Origin of the sequence: Pseudomonas sp. G(2018) (assembly GCF_005502415.1) — a bacterium.
GTDB lineage: Bacteria > Pseudomonadota > Gammaproteobacteria > Pseudomonadales > Pseudomonadaceae > Aquipseudomonas.
On sequence record NZ_SCOO01000033.1, the window covers coordinates 43,517 to 64,504 of the forward strand.

21 protein-coding genes and 2 pseudogenes are annotated in these 20,988 nt (G+C 60.9%); 8 read left to right on the forward strand and 15 right to left on the reverse strand.

The window, feature by feature from the left end:
• The first annotated feature begins 46 nt into the window (after positions 1 to 46).
• Positions 47 to 868: an aldo/keto reductase gene (locus FFS64_RS24850; protein ID WP_137807528.1), complete on the forward strand. Its 822-nt coding sequence runs from the start codon at positions 47 to 49 to the stop codon at positions 866 to 868.
• Positions 869 to 922: 54 nt separating this feature from the next.
• Entirely contained in the window at positions 923 to 1,393 is a 471-nt protein-coding gene (locus tag FFS64_RS24855) for a DUF1810 domain-containing protein (RefSeq protein WP_137807529.1), read from the forward strand.
• Here FFS64_RS24855 and FFS64_RS24860 read toward each other — a convergent pair.
• Entirely contained in the window at positions 1,358 to 3,718 is a 2,361-nt protein-coding gene (locus FFS64_RS24860) for a DNA polymerase II (RefSeq protein WP_171017131.1), read from the reverse strand. The two genes, FFS64_RS24855 and FFS64_RS24860, sit on opposite strands and share 36 nt — an antisense overlap.
• Before the next feature lie 223 nt (positions 3,719 to 3,941).
• Here FFS64_RS24860 and FFS64_RS24865 point away from each other — a divergent pair, with 223 nt between their 5' ends.
• Entirely contained in the window at positions 3,942 to 4,382 is a 441-nt protein-coding gene (locus FFS64_RS24865) for a CBS domain-containing protein (protein WP_008021710.1), read from the forward strand.
• Between the two features lie 65 nt (positions 4,383 to 4,447).
• Here the strand turns inward: FFS64_RS24865 and FFS64_RS24870 are convergent, their stop codons facing one another.
• Complete coding sequence (locus tag FFS64_RS24870) at positions 4,448 to 5,071, reverse strand: glutathione S-transferase family protein (protein WP_137807531.1); 624 nt, start codon at positions 5,069 to 5,071, stop codon at positions 4,448 to 4,450.
• A 214-nt stretch (positions 5,072 to 5,285) separates the two neighbouring features.
• On the opposite strand from FFS64_RS24870, the pseudogene FFS64_RS24875 reads away from it, so the two are divergent.
• Positions 5,286 to 5,531, forward strand: a pseudogene (locus FFS64_RS24875) (hypothetical protein); the annotation flags it as partial.
• Positions 5,532 to 5,607: 76 nt separating this feature from the next.
• Here FFS64_RS24875 and FFS64_RS24880 read toward each other — a convergent pair.
• Entirely contained in the window at positions 5,608 to 6,693 is a 1,086-nt protein-coding gene (locus tag FFS64_RS24880; RefSeq protein WP_137807533.1) for a DUF1615 domain-containing protein, read from the reverse strand.
• A gap of 203 nt (positions 6,694 to 6,896) precedes the next feature.
• On the opposite strand from FFS64_RS24880, the gene FFS64_RS24885 reads away from it, so the two are divergent.
• Positions 6,897 to 8,432 (forward strand): FAD-dependent oxidoreductase, encoded by a 1,536-nt coding sequence (locus tag FFS64_RS24885; RefSeq protein WP_137807534.1) that lies wholly within the window; start codon positions 6,897 to 6,899, stop codon positions 8,430 to 8,432.
• Between the two features lie 57 nt (positions 8,433 to 8,489).
• Here FFS64_RS24885 and FFS64_RS24890 read toward each other — a convergent pair whose 3' ends face one another.
• The gene (locus tag FFS64_RS24890; RefSeq protein WP_137807535.1) at positions 8,490 to 9,200 is read right to left on the reverse strand and encodes a glutathione binding-like protein; all 711 of its coding nucleotides are present in this window, start codon (positions 9,198 to 9,200) and stop codon (positions 8,490 to 8,492) included.
• A gap of 367 nt (positions 9,201 to 9,567) precedes the next feature.
• Here FFS64_RS24890 and FFS64_RS24895 point away from each other — a divergent pair, with 367 nt between their 5' ends.
• Entirely contained in the window at positions 9,568 to 10,233 is a 666-nt protein-coding gene (locus FFS64_RS24895; protein ID WP_095192826.1) for a histidine phosphatase family protein, read from the forward strand.
• A 119-nt stretch (positions 10,234 to 10,352) separates the two neighbouring features.
• Here the strand turns inward: FFS64_RS24895 and mnmH are convergent, their stop codons facing one another.
• The 5 genes from mnmH to FFS64_RS24920 form a co-directional block, all read right to left on the reverse strand.
• Complete coding sequence (mnmH, locus tag FFS64_RS24900) at positions 10,353 to 11,456, reverse strand: tRNA 2-selenouridine(34) synthase MnmH (RefSeq protein WP_137807536.1); 1,104 nt, start codon at positions 11,454 to 11,456, stop codon at positions 10,353 to 10,355.
• The gene (gene selD, locus FFS64_RS24905; RefSeq protein ID WP_137807537.1) at positions 11,456 to 12,490 is read right to left on the reverse strand and encodes a selenide, water dikinase SelD; all 1,035 of its coding nucleotides are present in this window, start codon (positions 12,488 to 12,490) and stop codon (positions 11,456 to 11,458) included. The genes mnmH and selD overlap by 1 nt, the downstream gene beginning before the upstream one ends.
• A 138-nt stretch (positions 12,491 to 12,628) precedes the next feature.
• On the reverse strand, positions 12,629 to 13,585 hold the full coding sequence (locus FFS64_RS24910; protein ID WP_137807538.1) for a zinc-binding alcohol dehydrogenase family protein: 957 nt from the start codon (positions 13,583 to 13,585) through the stop codon (positions 12,629 to 12,631).
• A gap of 28 nt (positions 13,586 to 13,613) precedes the next feature.
• Complete coding sequence (locus FFS64_RS24915) at positions 13,614 to 13,787, reverse strand: DUF1427 family protein (RefSeq protein WP_137807539.1); 174 nt, start codon at positions 13,785 to 13,787, stop codon at positions 13,614 to 13,616.
• A 97-nt stretch (positions 13,788 to 13,884) separates the two neighbouring features.
• A complete protein-coding gene (locus tag FFS64_RS24920; protein ID WP_137807540.1) occupies positions 13,885 to 14,664 on the reverse strand; it encodes a helix-turn-helix domain-containing protein in 780 nt (259 codons plus the stop codon).
• Between the two features lie 147 nt (positions 14,665 to 14,811).
• Between FFS64_RS24920 and FFS64_RS24925 the strand changes: the two genes are divergently transcribed.
• Complete coding sequence (locus FFS64_RS24925) at positions 14,812 to 15,039, forward strand: DUF6555 family protein (RefSeq protein WP_060541575.1); 228 nt, start codon at positions 14,812 to 14,814, stop codon at positions 15,037 to 15,039.
• Positions 15,040 to 15,100: 61 nt separating this feature from the next.
• Here FFS64_RS24925 and FFS64_RS24930 read toward each other — a convergent pair whose 3' ends face one another.
• The 3 genes from FFS64_RS24930 to FFS64_RS24940 form a co-directional block, all read right to left on the reverse strand.
• A complete protein-coding gene (locus FFS64_RS24930) occupies positions 15,101 to 15,262 on the reverse strand; it encodes a metallothionein (RefSeq protein WP_095192833.1) in 162 nt (53 codons plus the stop codon).
• Positions 15,263 to 15,328: 66 nt separating this feature from the next.
• Positions 15,329 to 15,778 (reverse strand): DMT family transporter, encoded by a 450-nt coding sequence (locus FFS64_RS24935; protein WP_137807541.1) that lies wholly within the window; start codon positions 15,776 to 15,778, stop codon positions 15,329 to 15,331.
• Positions 15,779 to 15,780: 2 nt separating this feature from the next.
• Positions 15,781 to 16,266: a DMT family transporter gene (locus FFS64_RS24940; RefSeq protein ID WP_137807542.1), complete on the reverse strand. Its 486-nt coding sequence runs from the start codon at positions 16,264 to 16,266 to the stop codon at positions 15,781 to 15,783.
• 148 nt (positions 16,267 to 16,414) lie between these two features.
• Between FFS64_RS24940 and FFS64_RS24945 the strand changes: the two genes are divergently transcribed.
• Positions 16,415 to 17,350 carry a LysR family transcriptional regulator gene (locus FFS64_RS24945; RefSeq protein WP_137807543.1) on the forward strand — a complete coding sequence of 312 codons (936 nt, stop codon included), beginning with the start codon at positions 16,415 to 16,417 and terminating at the stop codon, positions 17,348 to 17,350.
• A 58-nt stretch (positions 17,351 to 17,408) separates the two neighbouring features.
• On the opposite strand, the gene FFS64_RS32280 is transcribed toward FFS64_RS24945, so the two are convergent.
• From FFS64_RS32280 to FFS64_RS24955, 3 genes and pseudogenes are all read right to left on the reverse strand, one after another.
• On the reverse strand, positions 17,409 to 18,230 hold the full coding sequence (locus tag FFS64_RS32280; protein WP_372242187.1) for a methyl-accepting chemotaxis protein: 822 nt from the start codon (positions 18,228 to 18,230) through the stop codon (positions 17,409 to 17,411).
• An 84-nt stretch (positions 18,231 to 18,314) separates the two neighbouring features.
• Positions 18,315 to 19,091: pseudogene (locus tag FFS64_RS32285) on the reverse strand (cache domain-containing protein); the annotation flags it as partial.
• Positions 19,092 to 19,220: 129 nt separating this feature from the next.
• Entirely contained in the window at positions 19,221 to 20,537 is a 1,317-nt protein-coding gene (locus FFS64_RS24955; protein ID WP_137807545.1) for a Na+/H+ antiporter family protein, read from the reverse strand.
• Positions 20,538 to 20,988 lie beyond the last annotated feature (451 nt).

Consider the following 20,988-nt stretch of genomic DNA (forward strand, 5'->3'; position numbering starts at 1 on the left):
GGGACTATCCTGATGCCAACCGGAGTAAAAATTACAAGGAATCAAAATGCGCATAGAACAACTGGCCGGCACCGAAGTGCCAGCCATCGGCCAAGGCACCTGGCAAATGGGCGAAGACAAATCCCGATACAAAGAGGAAGTCGCCGCCCTGCGCCAGGGCATTGAACTGGGCATGACCCTGATCGACACCGCCGAGATGTACGCCGAGGGTGGCGCCGAACAAGTCGTCGCCCAAGCCATCACCGGCCAGCGCGACAAGGTCTTCCTGGTCAGCAAGGTCTACCCACACAACGCCAGTCGCCAAGGCATTCCCCAGGCCTGCGAGCGCAGCCTGAAGCGGCTCGGTACCGATCACATCGACCTGTATCTGCTGCACTGGCGCGGCCAGTATCCGCTGGAAGAAACCGTCGAAGCCTTCGAACGCCTGCGCGACACCGGCAAGATCGGCCGCTGGGGCGTGTCAAATTTCGACGTCGATGATCTGCTGGAACTGAACGCCCCGGCCTGCGCCACCAATCAGGTGCTCTACAACCTGGAGGAGCGCGGGATAGAATTTGATTTACTGCCCTGGTGCCAGCAGCGCACGATGCCCGTCATGGCCTACTGTCCGATCGGTCAGGGTGGGCAGATGCTGGCCAATGCCACGCTCAGGCAGGTGGCTGCGCGTCATGGCGTCACCCCTGCGCAAGTGTCGCTGGCCTGGCTGCTGCGCCAGAAGGGGGTAATCGCCATCCCCAAGGCAGTCCACCCCAAGCATGTGCAACTCAACGCCCAGGCTGTCGGGTTGCAACTTGAAGCTGGGGATCTGGAGGCGCTGGACCAAGCGTTTCACGCGCCTACACGCAAGCAACGGCTGGCCATGGTCTGAGCCATCACCCCGATAGCCATCACCTTGACAGCATGAGTGTCAGAGGGCTTCGCCATGAGAAGCACCGATCAGAAGGACACCTTCAACCTGCAACGCTTTATCCAGGCGCAAGACCCGGTGTTCGACCGGGTCCAGGCCGAACTGAACGCCGGCCACAAACGCAGCCACTGGATGTGGTTCATCTTTCCGCAGCTTGCCGGGCTGGGTGACAGCGAAATGTCCCGACGCTTCGCGATTCGCTCCCGAGAAGAGGCGCAGGCCTATCTGGACCATCCCTTGCTGGGAACCAGGCTGCGCAGTTGCACCCATGAAGTACTGAACATACAGCAGCGCTCGGTAGCGGCGATTTTCGGCCATCCGGACGACCTGAAGTTTCACTCATCGATGACCCTGTTCGCCCAGGTCGCGCCCAAAGACAGTCCGTTTCATCAAGCCCTGAACCAGTACTTCCACGGCATCCTGGATGACTGGACGTTGTCGCTGCTGGACTCAAAACAGGCCCAGTTGCCCCCCAATCAGGGTTGAGAAATCGTCGTCGACGAACGGCAGGATCGCGTCCGCGAGCGGTTGCAGCTGTTTGGTGATGTAGTGGTCGTAATCGATGGGCGCGCTGCGGATCTCCAGCGGCTCGGGGCCGGCGACGGTGATCACGTAGCTGATCCAGCCACCGTTCTGGTATTGCCGCGGGCGGCCCTGGTGGTCGTTGTACTCGTCGGCGATACGCGCCGCCCGCACATGGGGCGGGACGTTGCGCTGGTAGTCATCGAGCGTACGCCGCAGGCGCTTGCGGTAGATCAGGCGGTCGTCGTACTCGCCGGCCAGGGTCTTGGCTACATAATCGCGCACATAATCTTGATAAGGCTTGCGCTGGAAGATCCGCAGGTACAGCTCCTGCTGGAATTGCCGAGCCAGCGGCGACCAGTCGGTACGCACGGTTTCCAGGCCTTTGTAGACCATCTCGTCAGTGCCATCGGCGCGCGTGACCAACCCCGCATAACGCTTCTTGCTGCCCTCCTCCGCACCGCGAATGGTCGGCATCAGGAACCGTTTGTAGTGGGTTTCGTACTGCAACTCCAAGGCGCTCTCCAGGCCATACGCTTGGCGCACGTGCTCGCGCCACCACTGGTTGACGTGATCCACCAATGCGCGCCCGATCTGCGCCGCTTCCTGTTGGCCGTGGGCGCGACGCAGCCAGACGAAGGTCGAGTCGGTGTCGCCATAGATCACCGTATGGCCTTGGGCTTCGATCAATTGGCGGGTGCGCAACATGATCTCGTGGCCACGCAAGGTTATGGACGATGCCAGTCGCGTATCGAAGAAGCGGCAACCGCTGGAGCCGAGCACGCCGTAGAAAGCGTTCATGATGATCTTCAGTGCCTGGGACAACGGCGCGTTGTGCTCGCGCTTGGCGGTTTCCCGGCCCTCGGCGACCCGGGCGACGATGGCGGGCAGGCAATGCCGGGTACGGGAGAACCGCGCCCCGCGAAAACCCGGTACCGAGTCGGCGTCATCGGGATGCCTGAGCCCTTCGATCAGGCCCACCGGGTCGATGAGGAAGGTACGGATGATCGAGGGATAAAGACTTTTGTAGTCGAACACCAGCACCGACTCATACAGCCCCGGTTGCGAGTCCATGACAAACCCGCCGGGGCTGGCTTGCGCAGGTTTGCCGCCGAGGTTCGGCGCAACGAAGCCCTGGCGGTGCATCAACGGCATGTACAGGTGAGTGAAGGCCGCCACCGAACCGCCCATGCGATCGGCCGGCAACCCCGTGACACTGGCCCGTTCCAGCAGGAAGGTCAGCAGCTCGGTCTTGGCGAAGATCCGCGTGACCAGTTCGCAGTCCTTGAGGTTGTACTTGGCCAGCGCCGGCTTGTCCTCGGCGAACATGCGGTTGATTTCATCCATGCGCTGGTACGGATTATCAATCGACTTGCCTTCGCCGAGCAGGGTTTGCGCGACGTTTTCCAGGCTGAATGACGGGAAACTCCAGGTCGCCGAACGCAAGGCTTCGATGCCGTCGATGATCAGCCGGCCGGCGGCGGACGCAAAGTAGTGGTTGCCGTTACCGTGTTCACGCCACTGCATTTCCTCGCCGCCGCGCCCCAGTTTCAGCGGCACACCCAGTTGCCGGGCGTGTTTGTGCAGCACCCGCAGGTCGAACTGCACGACGTTCCAGCCGATGATGGCGTCGGGATCATACCGGGCGAACCAGTCGTTGAGCCTTTTCAGCAACAGGGTACGCGACTCGCAGTATTCGAGCTCGAAATCCACCGCGCTGTCGTCGCCATTGGCCGGGCCGAGCATGTACACCTGACGCTCGCCACAGCCCTCCAGGGCGATGGAATACAAATCGCCCTGGGCAGTGGTTTCGATGTCCAGGGACACCAGTTTGAGGCTCGGCCGGTAGTCGGGGTCGGGTTTCATCTGCGCGTCGAGCAGCAGGTCATTGGCCCCCGGCGTACCGCTAAAACGGACGGGTGCGGTGATGAAGCGCTCCATCAGGTAGCGTTCCGGCGGGCGCACGTCGGCTTCGTACACTTCGACGCCGGCCCGGCGCAACGCGGTTTCCAGGCGCATCAACTGGCCGTGCTGCCGGCAATACAGACCCAGCACCGGGCGATGTTCGAAATCCTGCAGGGCCAGGAGTTTGAGTTCGACGTTCTTTTCGTCACGCAACAACGCCTCGGCCTGATCGCGCTGGCTGGCCGGAATGAACGCCACCGACGGCTGATGAGGCAGGCGGACGCGCCGGGGACCGTTATCGGTCGCCAGCCAGAACTCGACTTCCGTACCCGCCGGGGTATCGCGCCAATGCCGGGTCAGGACGAAGCCCTGGGGTAAATCCACCACTGCAAACCTCGGATTTGATTCAGGGTGTTGATTCTACGCGCTCAATGAGAAGTGGATGCGATCTCTGTGGGAGCGAGCCGACTCCCATAGGTTTTCAGCCTTTACTTAAGAAAAACCGTTGAATGACGTTTTTTGCGTGTTATCTGCCGCTTTCGCCCTTGCCCTGAAGGCCCGGGTCTACGATTCTTCAAGGACAACGACAACACCCTGGGACACCGCCATGAAAACCGTCGCGCAACTGCTCAAGTTGAAAGATCAGAAAAACCAGGAAGTGCACCAGATCAAACCTGATCACATGGTGCTGGAAGCGCTGATGAAGATGGCTGAAAAGAACGTCGGCGCCTTGCTGGTGGTGGACAATGATGAGGTGCTGGGCATCATCAGTGAGCGGGACTATGCGCGCAAACTGGTGCTGCATGGGCGTTCTTCGGTGGGTACGCCGGTGCGCGACATCATGGTGTCGCCGGTGATCACCGTGGACACTCACCAGACCGTCGATACCTGCCTTGGCATCATGTCCGACAAGCGCCTGCGCCACCTGCCGGTGGTGGAAAACGGCAAGTTGATCGGCTTGCTGTCGATCGGCGACCTGGTCAAAGAAGCGATCGCCGAACAGGCTGAACTGATTCGCCAGTTGGAGCAGTACATTCGCGGCGAATAGCTCAGCTACGCGAAAATCCCCCTGTGGGAGCGAACCTGCTCGCTCCCACATTTGATTTGTGCTGTTCAGGCGGGCCAGTGCCGGGCGAAGACCGGGGCCAGCGTCGGATGCCGGTCGATTCGTTCCAGCCAGGCGAAAAACCCCGGTCGGGCGCGGCGCAGATATTCCCGGCTCCCCGCCCACCGCGTGATCACCGCCGCCAGCACGTCCAGCGCTCCCGGCGTCTCGTCCCCCAGATACAGCTCACCGGAAAACTGGTCGGCAAACACCTCCCAACTCCAGTGCAGGCGCTGACGGGCACCGGTCATGAGGTTGCGCCGCGACGCCTCGTCTGCCTCGGCCAGCCAACGTTCGGGGTAATCGATGATGCCGATGGCCGCGTAACAATTACTGACGATGAACGCCAGTCCGCGAATGGCCTGGTCGCGGTCGGCGGGGTCGTCCGGCAACAACTTCGATTGAGGAAACGTCAGCCCGAGATGGATCAGGATCGCCGCGCTCTCGGTGAGGATGCTGCCGTCGGGCAATTGCAGCGTCGGGATCTGCTTGAGCGGGTTGAGTTTCTCCAGTGCCTGGGCAGCCTGCGCAGATGACTCGACATCGATGAAGCGGTAGGGGATTTCACACAGTTCCAGTGCCGCCTCTATCGCAGCCGCGCCCGAGTTCTGATGGCCGTAGAGTTGATACATACACACCTCCTGGTTGGCGGGATCAGCGCCAATTATCCAGTGTAGAAGCCGCCACCTGTGGGAGCGAGCCGGCTCGCTCCCACAGGGATCTCCAGTCGACACAACCAACCATTGACTGCGTCAATAGTCACCATTAACTCAATGAAGTTCTCTTAAAAACTGTGCGGCGTAACATCTGCTCCATACCAACCAAACACCCCCGGAGCACACGATCATGAAACGCCAAACCCTCCTCAGCATCGCTTTTTCGATCTTCGCAGTGAACGCTTTCGCCGCGACCTCTGCTCAACCTGTAGTCGCTGAAGGCGGCTCGGATCGTCTGATCGAAAGCCGTGTGGCTGAAGGTGGTTCGGATCGTCTGCTCCAGAATCGTGTGGCTGAAGGTGGCGCTGATCGCCTGCTCGAAAAACGCGCTGTGGCTGCCGATGGTTCTGATCGCCTGAAAGGCAACACCGTCGCCTAAACAAATCGCCAGACCGCATCACCCGAAAAGCCCGGCCTGATCAGCCGGGCTTTTTCGTGATTTTCAGATCCGCTCAACGCGCCATGCAACGCTGATAACGCTCATCTACCCGCTTGGCAAACCACGCCGTGGTGAGTTTGCGGGTGATTTTCGGGCTTTGCAGCACGATCCCCGGCAACACCGCGCGCGGCAATCGCCGGCCTTCGGCCTTGTCGGCCAACTCGAAAACCCGCTGATAAAGCTTGCTGTTTTCGAACGCCAACGTATTGCCCTCCTCCAACTGGTCCCTGATCGCCGGATTACGCATATCCAGTTGTTTGCCAAGGGTGCGCACGGCCTTTTCCGTGGTACCGGGCATGATCGAGTCGTAGCGCACCAGATCGCCATCCAAAGCCAATGGAACACCCGACGCCCTACTCACGGCGTTCTGGAACGCGGCATTGCGGCTGGCGTACCAACCGGCGTTGAAATCGGCGAAGCGATACAGCGGTTGCTTGTAGCTCACCGGATACCCCAGCAAATGCGCGATGCCGAAATACATGCCGCCTCGGCGAGTGAAGACTTCGCGGCGGATCGAGCCCTCCACCGGATAGGGATAGTCCTTCGCCTGCTGCTCGGCAAAGTCGATGCTGACCTGCATCGGCCCACCGGTGTGCACCGGGTTGAAGCCTGCAAACAATGTCTGCCCCATGGGCACCATGCCGATGAAGTCATCGAAAATCGCACTCAGCTCCTTTTCGCTGCGGGCCGTACTCAACCGGTCGCTGTAGCTTTTGCCATTGGGTGAGCGCACCTGCAACGCACCGCTGACCAACAGGCCGGGAATGTGCGCCTTGGCCGCCCGGCGGTCGATTTCGTCACGGGCGATCTTGCCCAGGCCGGGCACGGACGGGTCTGACTGGAAGGTCGATTCCTGCTCGGTGACGGCCAGTACCGCACAGAGGTTTTGCGTGGTCGGCGCGATGTTCTGCGCCACAAACGCGGCATAGATATCCGTGGCCCAGCCCTGGCGGTCGACGGTTTTGGCCGGCAGCAGACGCAGGATTTCCGCCTTCACCTCAGCAGGCGTGCGCGCCGGGGGTTCCTGGGTCCGTTGGCTGCCACAACCGGCCAGCACCAGCAATGCGGCGATGCTCATGATCAATCGGTGGGCTTGCATGTTGCTCCTGGTCATTGGATGCGCCGGTCAACCATAAGGTCGATGGCAGGGTGCTGGCTATGACTGCGGCACGGACGCCCTGTTCCCCGAATTGACACCGGACCTGCATTGCATCGCCGGCGGGGCCGATCCCGTTGGGCGCGTGGCCTGGCTGTCCTGCCTGTTTGGACCATACTTGCTTGACTCGTTAAGGAGGACAAGTCATGCAACGTAGCGACGTGTTGATCATCGGCGCCGGCCCGACCGGACTGGTACTGGCACTGTGGCTGAGCAGACTGGGCATTCGAGTACGAATCATCGATAAAACTTCAGCGCCCGGAACCACGTCCCGGGCGCTGGCCGTTCAGGCGCGGACACTGGAGTTGTATCGCCAACTCGACCTCGCGGACGCCGTGGTCAAGAAGGGACATCGCGTGGCGGCGGCCAATTTCTGGGTCAAGGGCGAACCCGTGACACGCTTGCCGTTGAGTCGCGTTGGCGAAGGCCTCACGCCTTATGCGTTCCTCGAAATATTCCCCCAGGACGAACACGAACGGCTGCTGATCGACCGCCTGGAAACCTTCGGTATCACAGTGGAGCGCAACACTGAGTTACTGGGGTTCGAGGAAACCGGCGACGACATCATCGCCACGCTGCGCCTGCCCGACGGCCATCAGGAAATCTGCCAGGCCTGTTACCTGGCCGGTTGCGACGGTGCCCGGTCGATTGTGCGCAAGACCCTGGACACCGGATTCCCCGGCGGCACTTATCAGCAGGTTTTCTATGTCGCCGATGTACAGGCCAGCGGGCCGACGTTCAACGGTGAACTGCACCTGGATCTCGATGAGGCGGATTTCCTTGCCGTGTTCCCGTTGGCAGGTGAAGGTCGTGCGCGGCTGATCGGCACGGTCCGCGACGAACGCGCCGAACACGCCGAAGGCCTGCGATTCGAAGACGTCAGCAGCCGGGCCATCGAACACCTGAAGGTCAAGATTGAGCGGTTGAACTGGTTCTCGACCTACCGTGTGCACCATCGGGTGGCGGATCACTTTCGCACCGGCCGCGCGTTTTTGCTGGGCGACGCCGCCCATGTGCACAGCCCCGCCGGCGGTCAGGGCATGAACACGGGGATTGGCGATGCGATCAACCTGGCCTGGAAACTCGCCGCGGTGTTGAGCGGCGGCGCCGAGGCCAAATTGCTCGCCACCTACGAAACCGAACGCATCGCGTTTGCCCGCAAACTGGTAGCCACCACGGACCGGGTCTTCACGTTCGTCACCGCCGAAGGACGCATGGCCGACCTGCTGCGCACGCGCCTGGCGCCGTTCCTGCTGCCGAAAATGGCTTCGTTTGAAACGTCCCGGGAATTCCTCTTTCGCACGGTGTCGCAGATCACCCTGAATTACCGTGGGATGCCGTTGAGTACGGGCGTTGCCGGGCATGTGCATGGCGGCGACCGCCTGCCCTGGGCACACGATGGCGAGGGGGACAATTTCGAACCGTTGAAATGCCCGACCTGGCAGGTGCATGTGTATGGCGACACCAGCGACGAAATGATCGCCTGGTGCCACGAACATCATTTGCCGCTGCATGTATTCGACTGGCGGCCGGCGTTCGAAACGGCGGGCCTTGGACGTAACGGGTTTTATCTGTTGCGGCCGGATACCTATGTGGCGATAGCCGAAACCTGCTCGGATCCGAAGGTGATTGCGCGGTACTTCCAGGATCACGGGATCCGGCCGTTTTTTGGCAGATCCTGAAACCACCACAAAACCTGTGGGAGCGAGCAGGCTCGCTCCCACAGGTTTTTCAGTGAGTCAGTTGGAGACGGGTTTCGGGATTTCCAGCCCGCGCTTCACCGCCGGCCGCGACAGGAAGCGATCCAGCACCCGCGTGACGTTCTGGAAATTCTGGATACCCACCAGATCGCCGGCCTCATAGAAGCCGATCAGGTTGCGCACCCACGGAAAAATGGCGATATCGGCAATGGTGTAGCGCTCGCCCATGATCCAGTCCCGTCCTTCCAGGCGCTTGTCGAGAACAGCGAGCAGACGCCTGCTTTCCTCGACGTAGCGGTCACGGGGACGCTTGTCTTCATAGTCCTTGCCGGCGAATTTGTTGAAGAAGCCGAGCTGGCCGAACATCGGGCCAATTCCGCCCATCTGGAACATCAGCCACTGGATGGTTTCGTAGCGCGCCGCCGACTCCTGGGCCAGCAATTGCCCGCTCTTGTCGGCCAGGTAAATCAGAATCGCCCCGGACTCGAACAATGGCAACGGCTGGCCATCCGGACCGTGGGGATCAAGGATCGCCGGGATTTTGTTGTTCGGGTTGAGTGACAGGAATTCGGGGGACATCTGATCGTTGGTGTCGAAACCAACGCGGTGTGGCTCGTAGGGCAGGCCGATCTCTTCGAGCATGATCGAAACCTTGACGCCGTTGGGGGTCGGCAAGGAGTACAGCTGAATCCACTCCGGATACTGGGCCGGCCATTTTTCGGTGATGGGGAACGCAGACAAATCGGTCATGGGCAGGATCCACGGGAAAATTGAGAATGCCGATGATAATGGAGATAACCCGCCGTGCGACGCCCGGAGCCATCAATACCACTGATGGTGAAGATCAAAAGAGATCACAACACCCCTGCGTAGTGGCCGGTGTACGGTGTCCATAAATCCGCAACATCCTGTCGATAACCTTCGCTGCAACCCGTTCAAGGTTACCGATACATTGCGGCGCTCTCGGCCGGAATCGAACCAAATGGGCTTCAGGGGACTCTGAGCACTGCCCTTTGAAACGGACCGGTTTCACGACATGGAAAACACCCGATGCAGGAAATTCGCGGTGTAAAGGTTTGTCAGCCTTAACCCAATGCGCTGAAGAACCCTTAATTCCATGACGAACCTTATGAAATTCGCCAAACGCTTCAAACATCGCGCTTATCTGGCCCTGCCCGTCCTGCTGGCGGCCAGTGCGGTGTTTTTTGCCCTGGAGTCCCGCGCGCAGCCGGCGGACGGCACCCAAACGCTGGTGTTCCTGCGCCATGCGGAAAAACCCGCCGGGGGCCTGGGCCAGCTCAATTGCCAGGGCCTGAACCGAGCGATCGATCTGGCTACCCTGCTGCCGGAAAAATTCGGCAAGGCCGACTATGTGTTTGCCGCCAACCCGACACGCAATGTCGAGGAAGGCGAACTGGACAATTCCTACAGCTACATCCGTCCATTGATGACCATCAGCCCCAGCGCGATCAAGCTCGGCTTGCCGGTGAACATCAACTTCTCGGCCAACGACACCAGTGATCTGGCCCGTGAACTGATCGACGACAAGTACCACAACGCAACCATCTACACCGCCTGGTCCCATGGTTACCTGCCGGAACTGATCAACAAGGTCGCCGGTAAAGCCGTGGGCAAGAAGCAGAACATCACCGACGATTGGGAATCCGGCGACTACGATTCGCTGTATGTGCTGACCCTGACCTGGCACAACGGCAAGGCCAGCCTGCAAAGCCAAAGCTACAAGCAAGGGCTGGATAATGGGCAGGAGACTTGCCCGACCTGATTTTTTGCAGTGTCTGTTCGGGCCTCTTCGCGAGCAGGCTCGCTCCCACAGGGGATTGAGGTACACACAAATTCAATGTGGGAGCGAGCCTGCTCGCGAAGGGGCCGGCAAAACCACCATCAACCTCGCTGACCACCCCGCTCCCGCAAATACTCCAACACCGCCCCCCGCTCCCCGGCAAACTCGATCCGCGCGCCCTTTTTCTCGCGCTGAAACGCATACATCGGGTCGTAGTACTCCACCAGCAACCCCTCGATCCAGCCCCGGTGCAAATCCACCGAACCGCTGCTTCCCTGCTCCGCCAGCGCCTCTTCCATCAACAGCAGCATCCGTCGATGACGCTCGCCGCCCAGGCGTTTGTGCACATTGTTCAGGCTCTCCAGCAAGCGTTCGGAAAACAACGCAAAGCCTTCGTCGCCATGCACTCGGATGAACTCGGCACACAGGTCCACCACGTAATCGCGCAGGATCCGCTCGACCCGCCCATGCAGGCTGTCTTCCAGCCAGACCATCGGGTACTGCTGCATACCCTGATACAGCGGCAATGGCAGCGCGCAGCTGCCGATGGCACGGCTTTCGTCCTCCAGCACGAATTGCTCGAGGCCCTGGGCGCGCTTTTTCAGCAGGTCTACCGCCAGGCGGTTTTCAAAGTCGATATTGGTCGGTTGGCCCGTGGCGCGCTTGCCGAAACTGGAACCGCGGTGATTGGCGTGACCTTCAAGGTCCAACCCGTTGCGCAATTGCGTCAGCACTTCGGTTTTGCCCGTGCCGGTCATGCCGCCCAGCAACACGAAATCGCACTGGGCAACGGCCTGATCGACCGTACTCAGCAGGAAGTTACGCATGGCCTTGTAACCGCCAGCGACGCGCGGATAGTCGATGCCCGCCTCGTCCTTGAGCCATTGCTGGACGATCTGCGAGCGCAGCCCGCCGCGAAAACAATACAAATACCCATCGGGATGCGCCCGGGCGAAATCCGCCCAGGCCTGGATGCGCTCGGCCTTGATCGCGCCGGACACCAATTGATGACCCAGGGCGATAGCGGCTTGCTGACCGTGTTGCTTGTAGCAGGTGCCGACCCGTTGCCGCTCGTGATCGTTCATCAGCGGCAGGTTGACTGCACCGGGGAACGCGCCCTTGGCAAACTCGATCGGCGCGCGGGCATCCATCATTGGCCGGTCGTTGAGGAAGATGTCGCGGTATTCGGTACAGTCGACAGACATCAAGACACCTCGACCGCATTGTTCTGTCGCTCGACCAGTTCACCGATGGGTTCAAGGTTCAGACCCATGTCGGCGGCGGTTTCGAGAAACTGTCGATTGCCTGCGGGGGTGACCGCGATCAGCAGGCCACCACTGGTTTGCGGATCGCACAGCACACGTTTATGCAGTTCCTGAAGACGGCCCAGTTTGCTGGCGTAACTGTCGAAGTTACGCAACGTGCCCCCCGGGATGCAGTCCTGTTCGAGGTAATACTCGACACCCGGCAAACGCGGCACCCGGTCGTATCGGATTCGCGCGGTCAGGCGGCTGCCATCCGCCATTTCCACCAGGTGACCCAGCAGGCCAAAACCCGTGACGTCGGTCATCGCCGTCACACCGTCGAGTTTGCCAAAGCGGCTACCGGGTTTGTTCAGGGTGCACATCCAGTCCCGGGCCAGGCCAATGTCGGCGGTGCGCAATTTTCCCTTTTTCTCGGCGGTGGTGAGGATGCCGATGCCCAGGGGTTTGGTCAGGTAAAGCAAGCAGCCGGCGGTGGCCGTGTCATTGCGCTTCATGTGGCGCTTTTCCACCAGGCCGGTAACGGCCAGGCCGAAGATCGGTTCCGGCGCATCGATGGAGTGCCCGCCCGCCAAGGGAATCCCCGCCTCGTCGCACACCGAACGGCCGCCGCGAATCACTTCCCGGGCAATCTCCGGCGCCAGTACGTTGACCGGCCAGCCAAGGATCGCAATCGCCATTAGCGGATCGCCGCCCATGGCGTAAATGTCACTGATGGCATTGGTCGCGGCGATGCGACCGAAATCGAAGGGATCGTCGACGATCGGCATGAAAAAGTCGGTGGTCGACACCACGCCGCGCTCTTCATCGATGGCGTAGACCGCCGCGTCGTCGCGCGAGGTATTGCCGACCCACAGTTTCGGATCAAGGTTCTGCGCGCCGCTACCGGCCAGAATCACTTCCAGTACCTGGGGGGAAATCTTGCAACCGCATCCAGCGCCATGGCTGTATTGGGTCAGACGGATCGGCTCGCTCATCGGGGTACCTCGCAACATTGGTGCGACCGATTCTAACCCTGCGGGAGCCGGCTTGCTCGCGAAAGCGGTGAGTCAGGCACATCAACGTTGAATGACACTGCGCTGTCGCGAGCAGGCTCGCTCCCACATAGATCAGGGTTACGGCAATAGAATCACTTTGTCGCCGCTGCCCTGGTTGACTTCCGAATAGCGCTCCAGGCCTTCGGCCAACGGCGACTCGAACAGTCCTTGCGGCAACGGCAACAAGTCCTGATCGAAGAATTGGCCGAACTGATCCAGCATGGCCGCGCAGGTTTGCACGCCGTACAGCAACGAGTTGATCCCCACTACCGATCCGCCCTTGCGATACAGCGCCAGTGCCGGCAACTGCACCATGCCGTCCACCGGCGCGGCGATAATGGCGATGCGCCCGAACGTGGCCAATGCCGCGACGGAGGCCGGTAGCCAAAAGCCGGTGGTGTCGAAAATCACGTCAGCGCCGCCCGTGAACACGGCATTGACCTGTGCGCCCAAGTCTTCGGGTTTGTCCAGTTGCAGCGTCTGATAACCCTGGGCCTGCAAGTCCTTGACCTGCTCCGGCCGCCGCGCCGCCGCCAGCACCTGGGCACCGCGCACTTTCGCCAATGCCAGCGCGGCACTGCCCACCGCCCCGCCACCGATCACCAGCAAACGGGTTTGTGCCGTCACCTGGCTACGTTCCAGCGCGTCCCACGCCGTGGTGTAAGGCACACCGAGACTGGCGGCCTGGGCAAAACTCAGGTGAGTGGGCTTGAGTGCGACACCCGCGGCCGGCAGTTTGACGAACTGCGCATGGGAGCCATCGGCGAAAAAACCCAGTTCACGGCCAGTGCCCCACACCTGCTGACCGAGCAGCGCTGGCGGACCTTCAACGACGATGCCGGCAAAATCGCGACCGGGAATCCGCGGCAGGGTGGTGTAGGGAAAGCGGCCCAGCACGTTCTTCACATCGCTGGGGTTGAGCCCGGCGGCCTTGATCTCGACCAGCACTTCATCGGCGCCGGGAACGGGGGTGGGTACCTCGACATAGCGCAGGGCCGAGAGATCGCCGGTTTTGTCGAACTGCAACGCTTTCATGACATTTCCATCCAGTAAATAAAGGGATTCAGGAGATCCAGCCAGCCACCAGCTGCCGGCCCATCGGCCAGATTTTTTCGCCGGCCAGCATGCCGAGCAGCCCTATCAGCGCGATGGCCGGTGGTGCGGGAGAACGGAAATCCAGGGCACCGTAGAGCAGGCCGACGCCCAGGCCGATAACCAGTGAAATGAAGTAGCTCATGGCAGACTCCGGGGGCAATTGAGGTATGCCCAAAGTCTAGGGATCCGTGACGGCGAGCATCGGCCAAGTGCTTCTGAATTTCGGCCAAACCTTGCCCCTATAGGAGCGAGCTTGCTCCCACAAACTGCGAAGGCGCGACACCCAGTTCCCGGCGGAACATGTCGCTGAAACTGCTGGGGGAATAGCCCAACTCCCGGGCAATCGCACTGACCGGCACACCCTGGCTCAATTCGGCCGCCGCCGTCGCCAGTTGCACCTGCCGCCGCCATTCGGCAAAGCCCATGCCCAGGCCATCCTTGAACAGCCGCGCCAGGGTGCGCACACTGGCACCGGCGTTTTCCGCATGTTGTTCGAAAGGAATGTCCAGGGATGGCTGGGCCATGACCGCCTGGCACAGGTTCATCAGGCGCCGGTCGGAATCGTCCGGCAGCGGGATTTTCATCAGCGAGCGCCTGGCCCGCTTGAGCTCCAGCAATGCCAGCCCCACCAAGGCTTCGTAATACTCCGGGGCACCGTCGTCGCCCTGCTCCACCAGGCCGAGGATCAACTCGCGCAACAACCCGCCGACTTCGATCACTTGCACGCTGTCATCGAGCGTTGCCGCCAGGGAGGGTCGAAGGTAGATGTTGCGCATCTGCAGGTCTGACACCACCCGGATGGCATGGGGCACGCCCGGCGGCAACCACACCGCTCGCTGCGGCGGCACCACCAGCGCCTCATGGGGCGTTTCGACCCACATCACCCCGCTCATCGCATACAGCAATTGCCCCCAGACATGCTCATGCGGCTCGATGAACAACCCGCGCGGATAAGTTCGCGCCAGCGGTTGCACGGGCACATCGGTGTCACTCAGATCCGGCGGGGCGGCAAGGGCCATGGGCAATGATCATTGGGGTTGGCGGAAGGCTTTATGTTAACCAGACGCCAGACAGCCCGCCAGAGAGCGCAACCGTCTGACAATCCGAATGAATTTTCCGTGTGGCCTGCGATCCGTTTATGTACAACAGGGAGGAATACGGGCCATATGAACAGCGCAAAACTCTTCGTCATTGAGTACACCCTTCACGGCGTGCCCAAGTCGTTCATCATCCGTCTGGACAAAATGGACAACGCCGAAGCCTGGCATTGGGCCAGTTGCGATGCGGGGGTCGGCCGGATTCCGCGCTTTGGCCGGGAAAAGGTGCAAAAGACCAGCAAGCCGATGGCAGAGAAATTCGGCGTGGAAAACGTCAAGTGGCGGCCGGCGAATTGAGGCCTTTTGAAACTAAAAGCGGAGCCCGATCAGGCTCCACTTTTTCAATGCGCGATCGCTATCAACCATGGGCGCACTTGCAGCCTTGATGGACACATTCCTCACCGTGCTCATGGTGCTTGGCGCAGGCTTCACAGCAATAGTGTTTGCCGTGACGCACGATCGGATGCTCGCCAAGCTTGCAGTTACATTTAGGACAGTCACACTTACGGTCGTCGGTCATGGAGCTGACTCCTTTTGTGGTGGTCGTCGGGGGCTGGATAAACAACCCGTCTAACCAGTGTAGGAGTCAGGCCCGACTGCCGCTGCGATACATGAACACCAGCGCCAGGCCCAAAAGCGCCATCGCCACTATCCGACTGCCGGACAATTCGATTGCCGGATTGCCCAGCCAGCCAAAATTGTCGATCAACATCCCCATCCCCAACTGCCCGACGATCACCGCCACCGTCGCCACCGCAGTCCCGATCCGTGGCACCGCGCCCACCATCACCATCATGTAGACGACACCAAACAGTGCGCCGCTGAGCTGCCACTTCGGCACGTCCAGCAGGCTCACGGCATGGGCCGGTTCGAAAAATACAATCAGCAACCCGGTGCTCACCGCCCCGACCACGAACGTCAGCAAACTGCTACGCAGCACGCCAACCGTTTCACCCAGACGCCCGTTGATGGCGGCCTGCACACTTAGCACAGCACCAGCCGCCACGACCACCACCAGCAAAATAATCAGACTCATCTTCAACCCCGAGCAATCAGAACAAGTGCTGCGACAATCAGCAGCAAGGCCAGCCAGCGCTGCGCATTGACCTTTTTCCGGGGAGCGCCGAACCAGCCGAAGTGGTCGATCAGCACGCTTTTGCCGACCTGCCCGGACAGGATCGCGATCATGGTCATGGCAATGCCGATGTGCGGCGTGGCCAGCGTCAGCACCACCACGTAGATCGGCCCGAGAAAGCCGCCGATCAATTGCCAGCGCGGCAGTTCGCTCAGGGCCGGCCCCCGCTGCGGGCCGCTGAACAGCAACAGCAGAAACAGAATCGCCGAGCCGACGCCGAAGATGCTCAAGGTCGCCCACAAGTGCCCGACCTGAACGCCCAGAGGCCCGAGCAGCCCGGCTTCCACGGAAAGGCCCATGCCGGCCAGGATGACCAGGGGTAGAAGTAAAAGCCGCAAACCCGGTTTGGTCGCGGGTGATGCAGCGATTTCCATTGAAGAAGTTTGCATAGAGAAGCGCCTGCCCCTTATCAGATAACACACAAAACCCTTATGGGAGCGAGCAAGCCCGCTCCCACAATTATCGGGTGGCGACGCTTTGCGATAAATGGGAGCATCCTGACAACACTTTTGCGCAACTCGCACAACAGGATGAAACATGCAGGGCTTCAACGAACTGGGATTCAAGGCGCTTCGGCTGTTTGTCGCAGTGCTCGACCACGGCAGCTTTTCCGAAGTCGCCCGCCGCGAAGGCCTGGCGCCCTCTTCCATTTCTCGACAAATCCAGTTGATGGAACAGGCCCTGAGCCAGCAATTGCTCTACCGTCACACCCGCGCCGTCACACCCACCGAAGCCGGGCGCATGCTCGGTCACCATGCGCGGCTGGTGCTGGTGCAACTGGAGGAAGCCGAACAGGCCCTGCAGGAACAGCAAAGCGAACCCAGCGGACTGGTTCGGATCAATGCGCCGGTGGTGTTTGGTCAACGGCACCTGACGCCGTGGCTGGGGCAGTTATGCGCGCGTTACCCGAAACTGCAATTGGATATCCAGCAGACCGACAGTTACATCGACCCCTTGCAGGAAGGCGCCGACCTGCTGTTCCGCATCGGGCCACTGCACGATTCCAGCATGCAGGCGCGGATCCTGGCCCCCCATCGCTTTCAGGTAGCGGCGAGCCCGGCTTATCTTGAGCGGCACGGCACGCCGCAACATCCCGCTGACCTGGCGTCCCACCAGTGCCTGGCCTACAAGGGCGTCACCGGCCAACAGCGCTGGTTCTTCCGCAAAGGCCAGCAGCCTTGGACGCCCTGTTCGGTGAAGGGTCCGATCACCGGCAACCACGCCGACACCCTGACCCAGGCCGCTGAACAGGGCCTTGGGCTGGTGATGTTTCCGTCATGGCTGATCGGGGAAGCGGTGCGCAACGGCACGCTGGTGCCGGTGCTGGGGAACTATCAGGTGTCGAACAGCCTTGAGCCGCAGCAGATCGCCGTGCTGTGGCCCGGGAGCCGGCGCCTGTCAGTGAAGGTGCGGACGGTGATTGATTTCTTTGTCGAGTGTTTTGGCGAGGTGCCGTACTGGGACAGGCAGTAGATCGAGCGCCACGATCCCTGTGGGAGCGGGCTTGCCCGCTCCCACAGGTTCGGAGGTGTCAGATACGGAACTGTCCGACCAGGCCACCAAGACGCTGCCCCAGATCCGCAAGACTCCTGGAAGTTTGCGCACCCAGTTGGGTCTCACCGGCCACGTTATCCACCGCCACCGCGATCTGATGCACGCTGCGGTTGATCTCTTCGGCCACGGCAGTCTGTTCTTCGGCGGCACTGGCGATCTGTGCGTTCATCGAATTGATGGTGGCGATCAGCTGCGCCATGGTGTCCAGGGATGCACCCGCTTCGTTGGCCTGGGCCGAAGTACCGTCACCGGCCTCGCTGGAGCGGCGCATGGCTTCCACCGCCGACTGGGTACCGGCCTGCAAGCGGTCGATCATGCCCTGGATTTCCTGGGTGCTGATTTGCGTGCGACTGGCCAGCGCCCGCACCTCATCGGCCACCACCGCAAAACCACGCCCGGCCTCACCGGCGCGGGCCGCTTCGATGGCCGCGTTGAGCGCCAGCAGGTTGGTCTGTTCGGCAATCGAGCGGATCACCCCCAGTACACTGACAATCGACGACACGTCTTTTTGCAGGCTGTCCAGAGACACACCGCTGCTGCGAATGTCATCCACCAACGCATGAATCTTCACGATGCTGCCAGCCACCACGCGCTTGGCGGCCTGGCCTTCCTCGTCGGTCTGCTGCGCGGCCACCGCGGCGTTTTGTGCACTCTTTGCCACTTCCTGAGCGGCGGCGGACATTTCATTGATCGCCGTGGCGACCTGATCGGTTTCGTGACGCTGGCGCTCCATGGCCTGATCCGAACGCTGGGCCTGGTCGGAGACCTGATTCACCAGCCCGGTCAGTTGCGAGGTCATTTCGGTGATCTGGCGCACCAGGCCATGGATCTTGTCGACAAAACGGTTGAACGAACCGGCCAGTTCGCCCAATTCATCCTGGCTGGTGATGGCCAGACGGCGGGTCAGGTCGCCTTCGCCCGCCGCAATGTCGTCGAGGTTGTTTTTCATCAGGTTCAGCGGACGCAGGATGGTGTTGGCCAACAGCATCCCCGCTGCGGCAATCAGCAACAGCACCACCACCGCCACACCGACAATGCTCAGCACCACGCCTTGCATGCGTTCCTGGACTTTGGCTTGGACCACGGCCACTTGCGCCTCGATGCCGTCGAGGTTGACCGAGGTACCGACCGCCATGTCCCACTTCGGCAGGTATTCGGTGTAGCCGAGCTTGGGCACCAGCACCTGGTTGTTGCCCGGCAGCGGCGAGCTGTATTGCAGGTAATGCGTACCGTCCTTGGCGACTTTCACCAGGTCACGGTTGACGTAGACGCCGTTGGGATCGCGGTTGTCCTTGAAGCTCTGGCCCACACCCTCGGGGCTGTTAGCCTTGAACAGGCGCACGGTGTTGGAGTCGTAGCCGAAGAAATAGCCGTCCTTGCCGTAGCTGATGCTCGACAACAACTTGATCGCCTGGGCTCGCGCCGCGTCATCGCCTTGGGCGGCAGCGTCGTAAAGTGGCTTGATCGTGGTCATGGCCACGGCAACATAGCTTTGCAGGGTGGCCTTGGCATCGCTGAGCAGGCGCTTGCGGGTTTCCTCGACTTCCTGCCGGGCCTGGCCCTGCAGGATGAACAACGTGGTCAGGCTGATGACCAGCGCAAAGAGCAGCACCGGCAGGACGGCAAGGGACAGGACTTTGGCCTTCAGGCTCATGCGCATGACGTTCACTCTTGATTTTATTGGCGTGGGTAAAGGCTTTAACGGCACGCCAGGTCAAAAGTTGAATCAGGGGATACCGCAATCCCCTGTGGGAGCGGGCTTGCCCACTCCCACAGGGTAAACGGTGTTTTAGAGGACCATCGCGGCCAACCAGCCAAACGCCAGCAACGGCAGGTTGTAGTGCAGGAAGGTCGGGACCACGGTGTCCCAGATGTGGTGATGCTGGCCATCGATGTTCAGACCGGAGGTCGGGCCGAGGGTCGAATCCGAGGCCGGCGAGCCGGCGTCACCCAGGGCGCCGGCGGTGCCGACGATGCACACGATGGCGATCGGGCTGAAACCCAGCTGCACGCACAGCGGCACGAAAATCACCGCCAGGATCGGCACCGTGGAAAATGACGAGCCGATGCCCATGGTCACCAGCAGACCGACCAGCAGCATCAGCAAGGCACCCACGGCTTTGCTGTGGCCGATCCACGCAGCGGAGGTTTCGACCAGCGTCTGCACTTGCCCGGTGGCCTTGATCACTTCGCCGAACCCGGAGGCGGCAATCATGATGAAGCCGATCATCGCCATCATCTTCATGCCTTCGGTGAACAGGTCATCGGTGTCACGCCACTTGACGATGCCCGACACCGAGAAAATCAGGAAGCCGGCCAGTGCGCCGATAATCATCGAGTCCAGCAGCAACTGAATGATGAACGCCGCCGCGATGGCCAGGCCCGCCACCACCAGGCTCAACGGGTTGTACTGCACCGCCACCTGTTCCACTTGCTCGATCTTTTCCAGGTCGTAGACACGCTTCTTGCGGTAGCTGATAAATGCCACGCCAAGACCGACCAGCATGCCCAGCGCCGGAATACCCATGGCGTGGGTGACGTTGATGCCGCTGATGTCCACGCCGCTGCGGGCGACGTTGGCCAGCAGGATTTCATTGAGGAAGATGTTGCCGAAACCCACCGGCAGGAACATGTATGGGGTGATCAGGCCGAAGGTGATGACACAGGCGATCAACCGACGATCCAGTTGCAGCTTGGTCAACACGTACAAAAGCGGTGGCACCAGCAATGGAATGAAGGCGATATGGATCGGCAAGATGTTCTGCGAGGCAATGGCCACCACCCAGAGCAGGCCGATCAGTAGCCATTTGACCTGGCGGCCACCGGTAGCGTGCTGGCGATCGACCATCGCCAGTGCCCTGTCGGCCAGGGCGTGGGCCAGGCCGGACTTGGCAATGGCCACGGCGAAAGCGCCGAGCAACGCGTAGGACAAGGCTACCGTCGCCCCACCACCGAGGCCGCTGTTGAAAGCCTTGAGCGTCGCTTCGATACCCAGGCCACCGGTCAGGCCACCCACCAGCGCACCGACGATCAGCGCGATGACCACATGCACGCGGGACAGACTGAGTATCAGCATGATGCCGACCGCGGCAATCACTGCATTCATTTCATTACCTCGAGACAAACGGAAAGACTCCGTCCGGCAGTCTGCAAGAGCCGCCAGCGGATTAGGGAATGGTTTTATTAGAGGGCGCGAACTTTGACTGAAGCAGCTTCGAGCTGCAAGCCTCAAGCGACAAGCTTTTACGCATTTCACTTGAGACTTGCCGCTTGTGGCTCAAGAACGCTGCTTTTTGGCCGCTACAGTGCAAAGTCTCAGATATTTATCGAATAAAGGACGCCTCCATGTCGCTCAGACAACTTTCCATTCAATGGAAAATCACCCTGCTGGCCGGGCTGTGCCTGGCGGGCATCGTGACCCTGCTGGTGGGTCTTTCGCTGTATCGCATGGAGCACAGCTCCGAGCTGGTGAAAGCCTCGAGCATGGAGATGTTGACCGAAGCCGCCCAGGCGCGGATCGAATCCCAGGGTGAAAACCAGGCGCTGGGGATTCGCCA

Excerpts from the sequence above, each read along its gene's own strand:
- FFS64_RS24865 (WP_008021710.1), top strand. The coding sequence starts at position 3,942 with ATGAAAACCGTCGCGCAACTGCTCAAGTTGAAAGATCAGAAAAACCAG.
- FFS64_RS24910 (WP_137807538.1), bottom strand. The coding sequence starts at position 13,585 with ATGAAAGCGTTGCAGTTCGACAAAACCGGCGATCTCTCGGCCCTGCGC.
- FFS64_RS24895 (WP_095192826.1), top strand. The coding sequence starts at position 9,568 with ATGACGAACCTTATGAAATTCGCCAAACGCTTCAAACATCGCGCTTAT.
- FFS64_RS24850 (WP_137807528.1), top strand. The coding sequence starts at position 47 with ATGCGCATAGAACAACTGGCCGGCACCGAAGTGCCAGCCATCGGCCAA.
- FFS64_RS24955 (WP_137807545.1), bottom strand. The coding sequence starts at position 20,537 with ATGAATGCAGTGATTGCCGCGGTCGGCATCATGCTGATACTCAGTCTG.
- FFS64_RS24945 (WP_137807543.1), top strand. The coding sequence starts at position 16,415 with ATGCAGGGCTTCAACGAACTGGGATTCAAGGCGCTTCGGCTGTTTGTC.
- FFS64_RS24920 (WP_137807540.1), bottom strand. The coding sequence starts at position 14,664 with ATGGCCCTTGCCGCCCCGCCGGATCTGAGTGACACCGATGTGCCCGTG.
- FFS64_RS24930 (WP_095192833.1), bottom strand. The coding sequence starts at position 15,262 with ATGACCGACGACCGTAAGTGTGACTGTCCTAAATGTAACTGCAAGCTT.
- FFS64_RS24925 (WP_060541575.1), top strand. The coding sequence starts at position 14,812 with ATGAACAGCGCAAAACTCTTCGTCATTGAGTACACCCTTCACGGCGTG.
- FFS64_RS24880 (WP_137807533.1), bottom strand. The coding sequence starts at position 6,693 with ATGCAAGCCCACCGATTGATCATGAGCATCGCCGCATTGCTGGTGCTG.
- FFS64_RS24890 (WP_137807535.1), bottom strand. The coding sequence starts at position 9,200 with ATGACCGATTTGTCTGCGTTCCCCATCACCGAAAAATGGCCGGCCCAG.
- FFS64_RS24940 (WP_137807542.1), bottom strand. The coding sequence starts at position 16,266 with ATGCAAACTTCTTCAATGGAAATCGCTGCATCACCCGCGACCAAACCG.
- FFS64_RS24935 (WP_137807541.1), bottom strand. The coding sequence starts at position 15,778 with ATGAGTCTGATTATTTTGCTGGTGGTGGTCGTGGCGGCTGGTGCTGTG.
- FFS64_RS24870 (WP_137807531.1), bottom strand. The coding sequence starts at position 5,071 with ATGTATCAACTCTACGGCCATCAGAACTCGGGCGCGGCTGCGATAGAG.
- selD (WP_137807537.1), bottom strand. The coding sequence starts at position 12,490 with ATGAGCGAGCCGATCCGTCTGACCCAATACAGCCATGGCGCTGGATGC.
- FFS64_RS24855 (WP_137807529.1), top strand. The coding sequence starts at position 923 with ATGAGAAGCACCGATCAGAAGGACACCTTCAACCTGCAACGCTTTATC.
- FFS64_RS24885 (WP_137807534.1), top strand. The coding sequence starts at position 6,897 with ATGCAACGTAGCGACGTGTTGATCATCGGCGCCGGCCCGACCGGACTG.
- mnmH (WP_137807536.1), bottom strand. The coding sequence starts at position 11,456 with ATGTCTGTCGACTGTACCGAATACCGCGACATCTTCCTCAACGACCGG.
- FFS64_RS32280 (WP_372242187.1), bottom strand. The coding sequence starts at position 18,230 with ATGACCTCGCAACTGACCGGGCTGGTGAATCAGGTCTCCGACCAGGCC.
- FFS64_RS24915 (WP_137807539.1), bottom strand. The coding sequence starts at position 13,787 with ATGAGCTACTTCATTTCACTGGTTATCGGCCTGGGCGTCGGCCTGCTC.